The organism is Clavibacter lycopersici, assembly GCF_003576405.1.
Classification (GTDB): domain Bacteria; phylum Actinomycetota; class Actinomycetes; order Actinomycetales; family Microbacteriaceae; genus Clavibacter; species Clavibacter lycopersici.
Window position 1 is genome coordinate 1 of sequence record NZ_QWGT01000069.1, and the last position, 12,412, is coordinate 12,412.

The following is a 12,412-nucleotide window of genomic DNA, read 5'->3' on the forward strand; positions in this document are numbered from 1 at the left end:
CGCAGCGGCCGGCGCCGGAGCCGCGGGCGCGGCGGGCGTCTCGCCGCGCAGCGTCGCGAGGACGCCGGGGAGCTGCTCCGCGGAGACGAGCACGTCGCGGGCCTTGGATCCCTCGGACGGGCCGACGATCTCGCGCGCCTCGAGCAGGTCCATGAGCCGGCCGGCCTTCGCGAACCCGACGCGGAGCTTCCGCTGCAGCATCGACGTGGATCCGAACTGCGTGCTGACGACGAGCTCGGCGGCCGCGAGCAGCACCTCGAGGTCGTCGCCGATGTCCGCGTCGATCTCCTTGCGCTCGGCCGCGACGGCGACGTCCTGCCGGTACTCGGGCCGCGCCTGGCGCGTCACGTGCTCGACGACCTTGGCGATCTCGGCCTCCTGCACCCACGCGCCCTGCACGCGGACGGCCTTGTTGGCGCCCATGGGGAGGAAGAGGCCGTCACCCTGGCCGATGAGCTTGTCGGCGCCGGGCTGGTCGAGGATGACGCGGGAGTCGGTCATGCTCGACACCGCGAACGCGAGACGCGACGGCACGTTGGCCTTGATGAGGCCCGTGACGACGTCGACGGACGGGCGCTGCGTGGCGAGCACGAGGTGGATGCCGGCGGCGCGCGCGAGCTGCGTGATGCGGACGATGGAGTCCTCGACGTCGCGCGGCGCGACCATCATCAGGTCGGCGAGCTCGTCGACCACCACGAGGAGGTAGGGGTACGGGCGGAGCGTCCGCTCGCTGCCCTCGGGGAGCACGATGGAACCGCTCGTGACGGCCTTGTTGAAGTCGTCGATGTGGCGGAAGCCGAAGCTGGCGAGGTCGTCGTACCTCATGTCCATCTCCTTCACCACCCACTGCAGCGCCTCGGCCGCCTTCTTCGGGTTGGTGATGATGGGCGTGATGAGGTGCGGCACGCCCGCGTAGATGGTGAGCTCGACGCGCTTCGGGTCGATGAGGACCATGCGCACGTCGCTCGGCTTCGCGCGCATGAGGAGCGACGTGATCATGGAGTTGACGAAGCTCGACTTGCCGGAGCCCGTGGATCCCGCCACCAGGAGGTGGGGCATCTTCGCGAGGTTGGCGATGACGTAGCCGCCCTCGACGTCCTTGCCCACGCCGATGGTCATCGGATGCGCGCTGTTCGTGGCGGCGGACGACCGCAGCACGTCGCCGAGGGAGACGATCTCGCGGTCGGTGTTCGGGATCTCGACGCCGATGGCGCTGCGGCCGGGGATGGGCGAGAGGATGCGGACCTCGTTGGAGGCGACCGCGTAGCTGATGTTCTTCGCGAGCGCCGTGACGCGCTCGACCTTCACGCCGGGCGCGAGCTCGAGCTCGTAGCGGGTGACCGTCGGGCCGCGCGAGAAGCCGGTGACGGTCGCGTCGACCTGGAAGTTGGTGAGCACCTCGGTGAGGGCGCGGACCACCTCGTCGTTGACGGACGAGCGGGACTTCGCGGGCGTGCCGGGCGAGAGCGTGCTCGCGGCCGGGAGGCGGTACGGCGCCTGCGGGGTGTCCGACTCCCCGGAGACGACGGCCACGTCCGAACCGTCGTCCTCGAAGCCGGGGAGGACCGCGGGCTCGTCGTCGTCGCGGATGCCGGTGGGGTGCACGGGGACGGAGGGCAGGATCGCGGTCGCCGTGGCGTCGACCGGCGCATCGAGGTCGATGCGCCGGGTCGCGGCGTCGTCGCCCGCGAAGGCGCCGGGCTCGGGGCGGGAGGCGCCGTGGTCCACCGTGCGGTCGATGACGGTCGTTGGCGCCTCGGCGGCGGCACGACCGGCCGTGTCGTCGTCGGATCCCGCGTGCGGCGCGAGGACGGGGCTGTCGAACGCGGGCGCGTCCTCGCGCTGGGTGCGGTTGCGGCGCCACCACGGGAGGCTGTCGGTGTCGACCGGGCCGTCGTCGTCCAGGCCGTCGAGCTCGACCTGCTCGGTCGCCTGCGCCCTGCGTGCCGCGCGGTCGGCGGCGCGCTGCTCCTCGTCGACGGGAGGCGCGCCGAACAGGTAGGAGTACAGCTCGCGCAGACGCATGCCGACGCGGTTCGGAGGCGTGCGCGTGATGATGAAGAGGGAGAGCACCAGGAGGATCCCCGCCACTATCCCCGCGCCGACGGACGTGATGAGGAGCGACAGCGGGGCCGCGAGCACCCAGCCGAGGACGCCGCCCGCGCGGGCCAGCGCGAGCATGCCGTCGCGCGGATCCGGGGCGCCGTTGAAGAGGTGGCAGAGCGCCGCGACGGAGACGAGGAACAGCGTCACGCCGACGCCGATGCGCCCGTTGTCGCTCACGGACGAGGGGTGGCGGAAGAGCCACAGGGCGAGGAGCACCATCACGATGGGCAGCGCGAACGCCACCCGGCCGAAGAGCCCGCCGAACGTGTAGGCGTCGAAGGCCATGGCCACGTCGTTCAGCGGGTTGAACCACTCGACGACCACGCCCGCGATGGCGAGCACCACGAGGAGGAAGGGGATGCCGTCGCGGCGCTCGTCCTTCGCGAGCTTCTCGGGGCCGAGGGCCCGGAAGAGCGCGCCGGTGGCGTGCGCGAGGCCCATCCACGCGGCGACGAGCGGGCCGCGCCGCTCACCCTGGACGGGGTAGGCGACGGTCTGCTGCTTCGTCTCGGCGGCACGCCCCTTGCGCGGGGGCGTGGCGCGCGGCGCGCCCGAGGAGGTCTTCCCGGCGCGGCTGGTCGACCTGGTGCTCGTAGCCATGCGACCCACGTTATCCCGCACCGCCGTCGCGGGCCGGACGCCGGGCCGGGCGGGACCCTCCCCGCGCGACCCGGCCATCAGTACCGGATCGCGTCGATGACGGACACGCGGACCGCCACCAGGGCGGGGAGCAGGCCCGCGATCGCGCCGACGGCGAGCGACGCCCCGAGCCCGAGGAGCGCCGCCGAGAGCGGGAACGGCGGGAACTCGGTGACGCCCGAGGCGACGAACGAGAGGATCCACGGGTTCTTCACGATCGCGACCGCGGCCATCACGCCGACCACGCCCGCGGCCACCGTCGCGACGACGCTCTCCATCATCACGGCGAAGAACACCCGGCCCGCGCTGGCGCCGAAGCTGCGTCGGACCCCGATCTCGCGGATCCGCTGCTTCACCGTCACGAGCGAGATGTTCACGAGGCCGAGCGCGCCGAGCAGGAGCACGAGTCCGGCCACTCCCCCGACGAGGATCTTGAGCGAGAGCAGCGGGTCGTAGTCGTACGTCCCGTAGTCGTTGCGGCTCACGCTCGCCTGCACGCCGTCGGGGGCGGAGGCCGCGATGTCGCCCTGGATCGCCGCGGTGAGCCCATCGGACTCCCCCTCGGGGACCCAGAGCTCCATCTGCGGCTGCATCGCGGTGAGCGCCTCCGCCCCGAGGAGCCGCTCGGCGGTGGACGACAGCACGGTCATGGACGGATCCTCCCCCGAGTAGAGGTCGGGCACCACGCCCACGACGACGCCCGTCTGCTCGCCCTCCTCCCCCTGCAGCACGACCGTGGGGTGGGCGGCGACGTCGGTCGCGCCGAGCCGCGCGAGGAACGCCCGGTTCACGACGAGGGTGGGAGCGAGGAGGTCCGCGTCGCGGTCGTCGAACCAGCGGCCCTCGGCCACGTCCACTCGGCGCATCTCGCCGTAGTCGGGATCCACGACGGTCGCGTAGACCGGCACCGTACCCCCGGGCAGCTCGACCGGGAGCGGCGTGGAGCCGATGACGGTCGACCACGTGATGCCGTACCGGTCGGCGACCTCGGCGAGGAGCGCGCGCTGGTCCGTGTACGGCATGCCGGCCCCGGTCTCGGAGTACATGGAGACGGAGAGCGATGCGGGACGGCCGGACTGCCGCTCCATCTGCTCGGTCTGCGACTGCTGCACGACCGCCCCGAGGCCCACGACCGACGTGATCGCCGTCACCGCGACGGCGACGCCGATGAGCGACAGCATCACGCGCGTCCGGTGGATCCTGAGCTCGGCCCATGCCTCGACGACCGCGCCGACGAGACCGGTCGCCGTGCGCGCGAGCCAGCCGCTCACGCGAGCACCTCCCGCGTGAGCGCCTCGGACGGCGCGAGCACGCCGGCCTCCAGCCGGTGGTGCCGGTCGGCGCGCGCCGCCACCGTCGGATCGTGCGTGATGGTGACCAGCGCCGCACCTGACGCGTGCGCGACCTCGGCGAGGAGCGTCATCACGGTCGCGCCCGTCTCGATGTCGAGGGCGCCGGTCGGCTCGTCCGCGAGGATCAACCGCGGCGAGCGCACGAGCGCACGCGCGATCGCGACGCGCTGCTGCTCGCCGCCGGACATCGTCTCGGGCATGGAGTCGACGCGGTGGCCGAGGCCCACGCGCTCGAGCATGTCGGCCGCGATCGACGCGCGGCGCCAGAACGTGCGGCCGGTCGAGTAGAGCAGCGGCGTCATCACGTTCTCGCGCGCCGTCCGCCCCTGGAGGAGGTTGAACTGCTGGAAGATGAAGCCGATGTCGCCCCCGCGCGCCCGGTCGCGCCGGCCGCCGGAGACCCGGGCCATCGGCACGTCGTCGAGGAGCACCTCGCCGGTGGTGGGGGTGTCGAGCAGGCCGAGGATGTTCAGCAGCGTCGACTTGCCGGACCCCGAGCGGCCGACGATCGACACATGGTCGCCCACCGAGACGTCCAGGTCGACGCCGTGCAGGATCGTCAGCGGCTCGTCGTCCGGGCGCTCGACCGTGCGGGTCACCTGCTCCAGGCGGATGAGGCTCATCCGCCGTACCCGCCCTGCATCATCATCGCGTCGTCCTCGGGTGCGGGCGCGCCGGGCACGAACTCGAGCACCATGTCGCCCTCCGCGAGGCCCGAGGTGATCTGCACGACCTTCCCGTCGCTGATCCCGAGGCCGACCGCGCGCTCCTCCGGCTCGCCTCCGTCCGACGCGAGCCAGACGTTGCCCGTGTCGGCGAGGCCCTCGACCGCGGTGGTCGGGAGCGTCAGCACGTCCGGCGCCTCGCCCGCGGGGATCGTGATCTCGGCCGCGAGGCCCGGGAAGACGCGCGCGCCCGCGGGCACGGCGCAGGACACGGTCGCGCCGGTGGACGCGGACTCCGCCGCCCCGGTGGATCCCGTGTCGCCCCCGGCACCGGTCGCGCCTGCACCGTCCGCCGGCGCCTGCTGGCCGATCCGCAGGTCCCCGCAGTCGAACGGCGCGGGACCGGAGGTGATGGCGACCTCCGCCGACGTCGGCTGCGTGACGAGCCGGTACTGCTCCTCCGCGGTGAGCGGGGCGGTCGCGCGGAAGGTGGGCGGGGAGATCCGGCCGACCGCGTCGCCCACGGCGACCTCCTGGCCGACGAGGACGCCGAGCTCCGCGAGCGATCCGGAAGCGGACGCCCTGACCGTCTCGGTGACCACCTTGGGCTTCGGCTGAGTGACCGTGCCGTCCGCGGCGACCACAGGATCCACCGGGGTCTCCTGGCGGATGACGAGGATCGGGTCGCCGTCCGCGAGCGTGGCGCCCTGCCCGGCGACGAGCTTCGACACCTTCCCCTGCAGCGTGGCCTTGACGGGCACGTCGGGATCCGGCTGGATGCTGCCCTTCACCGTCACGTCGTTGACCACCGTGGCGATGGAGGCCGGCACCTGCGACTCCACGACCGACCCCGTCGGCACCTCGGAGGCCTCCTCGGCCGTCGTCCCGAAGAACGCCATGCGCACCAGCGCGACGGCGATCGCGGCCAGCACGACCAACCTCGTGATCGGGAGGATCCATCTCCGCCAGACGCCCACAGCCGCTCCATCCCCCGGCGCACCCCAGCGGCGCATCCGGACGCTCCCGACGCTAGGGGCGGCGCCGCGCGCGGCGCTTCGTCCACGGGGATGACATGCGCACCCCCGTCAGGGGGCCGAGCGGACGAGCGCCCTGGTACGGCGGGGAGGGGGCTACGCCTCGATGACCACCGGGATGATCATCGGTCGCCGGCGGTGCGACGAGTTGACCCAGCGCCCCACCGTGCGGCGCACGACCTGCGCGTACGCGTGCGTGTCGCGCGTGCCGTTGGCCGCGGCCTCCGCGAGCGCCTTGACGATGAGCGGCTTGACGCTGTCGAACACCCTCGAGTCCTCGGCGAACCCGCGGGCCTCGATCTCGGGGCCGACGATGACCTTGCCCGTCTGCGGCTCGACGACCGCGAAGATCGTGACGAAGCCCTCCTCGGAGAGGATGCGGCGGTCCTTGAGGTCGGCGTCCGTGATCTCGCCCACGGTGGATCCGTCGACGTAGACGTAGCCGACGTCGAGCTGGCCCGTGACGCGCACGTGCCCGTCCTTCATGTCGAGGACGGTGCCGTCCTCCGCGAGGAACGTGTTGCGCTCGGGGACGCCGGTCTGGATCGCCAGCTGCTGGTTCGCGACCAGATGGCGGTACTCGCCGTGCACCGGCAGGACGTTGCGGGGCTTCAGGATGTTGTAGCAGTAGAGCAGCTCGCCGGCGGCCGCGTGGCCCGAGACGTGGACCTTCGCGTTGGCCTTGTGCACCACGTTCGCGCCGAGCTTCGTGAGCCCGTTGATGATCCGGTACACCGCGTTCTCGTTGCCGGGGATGAGGCTCGACGCGAGGATGACGGTGTCGTCCTGGCCGATCTCGATCTGGTGCTCCTGGTTGACCATGCGGCTGAGCACGGCCATCGGCTCGCCCTGCGACCCGGTGCTCATGTAGACGATCTGGTCGTCGGGCAGGTCGACGGCCTTCTTGGAGTCGATGAGGACCCCCTCCGGCACGCGGAGGTAGCCGAGCTCGGCCGCGATGGTCATGTTGCGGATCATCGAGCGGCCGATGAAGGCGACGCGGCGGCCGTTCGCGTGCGCGGCGTCGAGCACCTGCTGCACGCGGTGCACGTGGCTGGAGAAGCTCGCGACGATGACGCGGCGGGGCGCCTTCGAGATGACGGCCTCGAGCACGGGGCCGATGGAACGCTCGGTGGGCGTGAAGCCGGGGACGTCCGCGTTGGTGGAGTCCGACATGAAGAGGTCGACGCCTGCCTCTCCTAGCCGGGCGAACGCGCGCAGGTCGGTGATCCGGTCGTCGAGCGGGAGCTGGTCCATCTTGAAGTCGCCGGTGTGCAGCACACGGCCCGCCTCGGTCGTGATGGCGACGGCCAGCGCGTCCGGGATGGAGTGGTTCACGGCCACGAACTCGAGCTCGAAGGGGCCGAGGCGCTCGCGGTCGCCCTCCTTCACCTGGAACGTGTACGGCGTGATCCGGTGCTCCTTGAGCTTCGCCTCGATGAGGGCGAGCGTGAGGCCGGAGCCGATCAGCGGGATGTCCTGCTTGAGCTTGAGGAGGTACGGCACGGCGCCGATGTGGTCCTCGTGGCCGTGCGTGAGGACGATGCCGACGACGTCGTCGAGGCGGTCCGCGATGGAGGAGAAGTCGGGGAGGATCAGGTCGACGCCGGGCTGGTGCTCCTCGGGGAAGAGCACGCCGCAGTCGACGACGAGGATCTTGCCGTCGATCTCGAACGTGGTCATGTTCCGGCCGATCTCGCCGAGGCCGCCGATGGGCGTGATGCGCAGGGTTCCGGGCTTGAGCTCCGGCGGATCGTAGACGCCCTGGGGCATGGGACTCCTCTGGTGACGGTGCGGCCCGCGGGCCGGCGGTGGATGCTCGGGGCGCGCGTCAGCGCGTGGTGCCGGCGACCTGCGGCAGCGCGCCACCGGCGGCGGCGTTGCGGTCGGGGCGGAAGTTGCGGAAGTCGACGCCGGGCACGTCGCGGACGAGGTCGATCTCGTCCTCGATCTGCGCGGCCTCCCACTCCTCCGGCCCGACGAGGGGCAGGCGGACGCGGGGGCTGCCGATGCGGCCGAGGCCGTGGAGGATGTACTTCGCCGCGACCGTGCCGGGCACGTGCGTCATGACCGCGCGGACGAGCGGCTCGAGCTGCTGGTGCGCGTGGGTGGCGGCGGCGAGGTCGCCCGCGTTCACGGCGTCGACCATGGTGCGGTACGGCGTCGCGGTGATGTTCGCCGTGACGCCGATGAGGCCCGTGCCGCCGATCGCGAGCGTGGGGAGCGCGTTGGCGTCGTCGCCCGCGAAGTACATGAGGCTCGTCTGGTTGAGCACGCGGCTGGCCTGCGCGAGGTCGCCCTTGGCGTCCTTGATGGCGAGGATGTTCGGGTGCTTGGCGGCACGCAGGATCGTCTCGTACTGGATCGGGATGCCCGTGCGGCCCGGGATGTCGTAGAGGATGACCGGCAGGTCGGTGGCGTCCGCGATCATGCGGAAGTGCGTGAGCACGCCGGCCTGCGTGGGCTTGTTGTAGTACGGCGTGACGATCATGTTGCCGTCGGCGCCGGCCTTCTCGCTCTGGCGGGCGAGCTGCATGGCGTGGGCGGTCTCGTTGGATCCGCCGCCCGTGATGATCTTCGCCCTGCCCGCGCTCACCGAACGGCCGACCTCGACGAGCTTGATCTTCTCCGGGTCCGTCAGCGTGCTGGTCTCGCCCGTCGTGCCCGTGACGACGATGCCGTCCGCGCCCGCGACGATGACGTCGTCCATGTGCTTCTCGACGCCCGCCCAGTCGACCTCGCCGTCGGCGGTGAACGGGGTGACGAGCGCCACCAGGACCTGGCCGAACGGGTTCTCTGTGGACACGCGTTCCATCGTAACGGGCGGACCGTCGCCGAGCGCGGCGATCCGGGGCCGGCGCACCCCCGGACGGGGGGATGCGCGGCGGCCGGATCGCGAGCAGCCTTCGCTCGGGACGACGATGTCCCGGAGACGCTGGTGCCACCATGGAACTCACGGCACGGAGACGGCCCTCGCCGCTCCTGGCCCTCACCCTGGCGCTCGTCGTCGGGGTCTCCCTCGCCGGCGCCACGCCGGCCCAGGCGGCGCCGCCCGGTGCGCCGCTCCCCCTCGCCCCGGCCGCCGCGCCCTCCCTGCCGGCCCCCGAGGTCTTCGTGGGCGGGGAGGTGACGGACGTCCCCGAGATCGAGGTGATCCTGTCCCTCGACGTCGGCGAGCTCGACGTGCGATCGCCCCGCTTCGAGTACCTGCTCGACGGCGCGGGATCCTGGCGGTCGGCCTACAGCGGGCAGCTCGACCACGCCTACATCCGGATCCCGGCCCCCGCGGGGCCCCACACCATCGCCTTCCGGGCCGCGGGGTCGGTCGACGGCGTTCCCGTCATCGGCACCGCGTCCGAGCCCGTGGCCGTCAGCTCGCTCGGATACCCCACGCGGTACGACCCGGTCATCACGATCGACGGGCCCCGGATCACCCTCGCCTGGGACGTCCGCGGGTATCTCGCGGGCTGGCCGGAGGAGCAGTCCGTCGTGTACGCGTTCGGAGACGACCCGTACACCTTCGCCGACGCCGTCGGATCGACCACCGTCGACGTCGGCTACGACCGCACCGTCCGCCTCGTGTTCTGGCACGGGCCCAACGTCGACGTGGCCCGGTATGTGTACCTGGACCTCGCCACCGGCAGCCCTCCCGGCACCCCCTCGTTCACCTCCGCGCCGACCCCGACCGTGGTCGGCCGCCCGGTCCCGGGGAGCACCCTGTCCGTCCGGACGGGAACCTGGCGGCCCGGTCCCGTCACGCTCACCTACCAGTGGTACCGAGACGGCCAGCGGATCTCCGACGCGGCGGGACCGACCTACGAGGTCGATGCGCGCTTCGACGGCGGCACGCGGATCACCGTCGGCGTCCGGGGCAGCGCACCGGGCCGCGCATCGGTCGAGCGCGTCTCTGCCCCGACCCCGCGCGTCGCGATGCCCGTCATCTCCCCGGGCGTGCCGGCGATCGGCGGGCTCCCGCTCGTCGGACGGCAGCTCACCGTCAGGACCGGGTTCTGGCGGCCGGCACCCATCGTGCTGACTTACCGGTGGCTGCGCGACGGGGTGGCCATCCCGGGCGCCGAGGGGCCGGCGTACACGCCGGTCGCCGCCGACCGCGGGCGGCTCCTCGAGGTGCGGGTGACGGGAGAGCGGTACCCCTACCCCACCGTCTCGCGGACCAGCGTCGCGGTGCGCGTCAGCTGATGCGGCCGCATCGCCCCGCGGCTACGGGGCGACGCGGCCGTTCTTCTGGAACGCGGCGTGCGTCAGGGGCATGAGGCGCTCGAACTCGGCCTCCATCTTCTCGGCGCACATCTCGATCTCGCGCTGCGGGAAGCTGGGGAACGTGGAGTCCTCGTGCTTGGTGCGCAGCGACAGGAAGTTCATCAGAGCGCGGGCGTTGAGCGTGACGTACATCGACGAGTAGATGTTGAGCGGGAGCACGATGCGCGCGACCTCGCGCGCCACGCCCTGCTCGAGCATCCGCTGGTAGGAGGCGTAGGCCTCGGCGGAGGTGCGACGCGTCTCCTCCTGCACGAGCGCGGTCTGCTCCGGGGTGCCCGCGTGGAACTCGTAGGCGCCCGGCTTGCCGACCTGCACGAGGTTGCGCTCGGGGCCGGGCACGTAGAACACCGCGTCGAGCTCCTTGTAGCGGCCCGACTCCTCGTTGTAGGAGGCCATGCGGTGCCGCATGAACTCGCGGAACACGAAGATCGGCGCCTGCACGTAGAAGGTCATCGAGTTGTGCTCGAACGGCGATCCGTGGCGGTCGCGCATGAGGTAGTTGATGAGGCCGCGATCGCGCTTGACCCGCTTCTCCTCGGCCTCGGTGTCGACGTCGCCCTCGAGGGCGCGGTCCTGATCACCGGGCTCGTCGAGCGCGCGCTCGAGGGTCTTCTCGCCGGCGGTGGAGACGCGCGCGGCGAAGATCACGTCGGAGTCGTGGGCGCTGGAGCGGACGAGCTCCACGGTCATGTCGGATCGGAAGGCGATGTCGTCGTGGGGCACGACCGTCACTGTACGCGACGACCGTCGCGCGACCGCGCCGGGCTCCTCCCGGCTGGCGCGCGGGGCCGCGTCCTAGGCTGAGCGGCACCGACGAAGGGCTCGACCATGTCCGACAGCACCGCATCCGCCACCCCGCTCACCGTCCTCATCTCGGGGGCCGGGGGCACGATCGGCACCGAGCTGCAGGCGCAGCTGCGCGCCGCCGGGCACCGCGTGCGGACGCTCGTGCGCCGCGCGCCGTCGTCGCCCGACGAGCATGAGTGGCAGCCCGCCGAGGGCCGGCTGGATCCCGCGGTGCTCGACGGCGTCGACGCCGTGGTCAACCTCTCCGGGGCCTCGATCAGTCGACTGCCCTGGACGAAGCCGTACCAGGAGGAGATCCGCGCGTCGCGCGTCCAGGCCACGCGCACCATCGTCGGCGCGATCGCGTCCGCGTCGAACCCGCCCCGGGTGCTGCTGAACGGATCCGCCGTCGGCTTCTACGGCGACCGCCCCGCCGAGCGCCTCACCGAGGACTCGCCGCGCGGGCAGGGCTTCCTCGCGGAGGTCGTGGAGGCGTGGGAGGCCGAGGCGTTCCAGGCGTCCGCCGACGTGCGCGTCGCGACCCTGCGCACCGGTCTGGTGCTCGCGCAGGCCGGCGCCCTCGCGCCGCTGCGCCTCCTCACGAACCTCGGGCTGGCCGGCAAGCTCGGCACCGGCGGCCAGGTCTGGCCGTGGATCTCCCTGCGGGACGAGGCCGCCGCGATCGTGCACCTGCTGACGTCGTCGATCTCCGGCCCCGTGAACCTCACCGGACCCGAGCCCGTGATGGCCGACCGGCTCATGCGGCACCTCGCGAAGCGCATGCACCGGCCCTACCTGGTGCCCGCGCCCGAGTTCCTCATCCGCCTCGCACTGCAGGAGGCCGGGCAGGAGCTCCTGCTCTCCAGCCAGCCCGCGCGCCCCGAGAAGCTGCTGGCCGACGGGTTCGCCTTCCGCGACCCCTCGGTCGAGCTCGCCATCGACCGGCTGCTCGCGAAGAGCTGAGCTGAGCGACCCGGCGGGGTGCGCCGCGTGGCCCGTCGCTCAGGCGGAGGGCTCGGCGCCCTGCAGGGCGATCGCGCGGCGGATGGCCCCGCGCGCCCGGCGTCGGTCGCCGCTCGCGTCGTAGGCGAGGCCGAGCCGGAACCACGCGCGCCAGCTGGCGGGATCCTGCTCCACCTCGGCCTGGTACGCGGGGAAGGCGGCGTCGGCCGCGTCCCGCAGAGGGCGGCCGCTGGCGCGGGTCGGCAGGTCGGCGACCGGCAGGCCGCCCTCCTCGTCGAGGATCCGCACCAGGCGCGCGCTCCGCACGCCGAAGGACAGCTCTCGGACCAGGGCCCACACGCCGACGAGGGGCAGGATCACGAGTCCGAGGCCCAGTGCGACGCCGACCGGCTCGCCCGAGAGCATGAGGATCACCGCGCGCTGGCCGAGGACGACGAGGTAGAGCACCATGAGCACGGCCATGAGACCGACGCCGATGCGCGTCCCCATCAGGCGCTCGTGACGGTGGCGGCCTGCCCGCTCGGCCCGCCGTCGTCCACGGGACCCGACGCCGCGCCCTCGGCCGCCGCCTGCGCCGCGCGCTCGC

At 72.7% G+C, this 12,412-nt stretch carries 10 protein-coding genes; 2 read left to right on the forward strand and 8 right to left on the reverse strand.

Features of this window, described 5'->3' with window-relative positions; all coding sequences use genetic code 11:
- The 6 genes from DZG00_RS06700 to dapA all read right to left on the reverse strand — a co-directional run.
- Positions 1-2,706 (reverse strand): FtsK/SpoIIIE family DNA translocase (locus DZG00_RS06700; protein ID WP_147359943.1); only part of this gene is annotated, 2,706 nt, incomplete at its 3' end.
- Positions 2,707-2,783: 77 nt separating this feature from the next.
- On the reverse strand, positions 2,784-4,016 hold the full coding sequence (locus DZG00_RS06705; RefSeq protein WP_119381879.1) for an ABC transporter permease: 1,233 nt from the start codon (positions 4,014-4,016) through the stop codon (positions 2,784-2,786).
- Positions 4,013-4,720 (reverse strand): ABC transporter ATP-binding protein, encoded by a 708-nt coding sequence (locus DZG00_RS06710; protein WP_119381880.1) that lies wholly within the window; start codon positions 4,718-4,720, stop codon positions 4,013-4,015. The genes DZG00_RS06705 and DZG00_RS06710 overlap by 4 nt, the downstream gene beginning before the upstream one ends.
- Entirely contained in the window at positions 4,717-5,694 is a 978-nt protein-coding gene (locus DZG00_RS06715) for a permuted SH3 domain-containing protein (RefSeq protein WP_233549015.1), read from the reverse strand. The genes DZG00_RS06710 and DZG00_RS06715 overlap by 4 nt, the downstream gene beginning before the upstream one ends.
- 198 nt (positions 5,695-5,892) lie before the next feature.
- Positions 5,893-7,569 carry a ribonuclease J gene (locus DZG00_RS06720; RefSeq protein ID WP_119381882.1) on the reverse strand — a complete coding sequence of 559 codons (1,677 nt, stop codon included), beginning with the start codon at positions 7,567-7,569 and terminating at the stop codon, positions 5,893-5,895.
- 58 nt (positions 7,570-7,627) lie between these two features.
- On the reverse strand, positions 7,628-8,611 hold the full coding sequence (gene dapA, locus DZG00_RS06725) for a 4-hydroxy-tetrahydrodipicolinate synthase (protein ID WP_119381883.1): 984 nt from the start codon (positions 8,609-8,611) through the stop codon (positions 7,628-7,630).
- Positions 8,612-8,742: 131 nt separating this feature from the next.
- Between dapA and DZG00_RS06730 the strand changes: the two genes are divergently transcribed.
- Positions 8,743-9,996 carry a hypothetical protein gene (locus DZG00_RS06730; RefSeq protein WP_119455481.1) on the forward strand — a complete coding sequence of 418 codons (1,254 nt, stop codon included), beginning with the start codon at positions 8,743-8,745 and terminating at the stop codon, positions 9,994-9,996.
- A gap of 21 nt (positions 9,997-10,017) precedes the next feature.
- Here the strand turns inward: DZG00_RS06730 and thyX are convergent, their stop codons facing one another.
- Positions 10,018-10,809, reverse strand: a complete 792-nt coding sequence (gene thyX, locus DZG00_RS06735; RefSeq protein WP_119382973.1) for an FAD-dependent thymidylate synthase — start codon at positions 10,807-10,809, stop codon at positions 10,018-10,020.
- A 96-nt stretch (positions 10,810-10,905) separates the two neighbouring features.
- On the opposite strand from thyX, the gene DZG00_RS06740 reads away from it, so the two are divergent.
- A complete protein-coding gene (locus DZG00_RS06740; protein WP_119455482.1) occupies positions 10,906-11,826 on the forward strand; it encodes a TIGR01777 family oxidoreductase in 921 nt (306 codons plus the stop codon).
- Between the two features lie 39 nt (positions 11,827-11,865).
- Here the strand turns inward: DZG00_RS06740 and DZG00_RS06745 are convergent, their stop codons facing one another.
- Positions 11,866-12,315 carry a hypothetical protein gene (locus DZG00_RS06745; RefSeq protein ID WP_119455483.1) on the reverse strand — a complete coding sequence of 150 codons (450 nt, stop codon included), beginning with the start codon at positions 12,313-12,315 and terminating at the stop codon, positions 11,866-11,868.
- Positions 12,316-12,412: the final 97 nt, after the last annotated feature.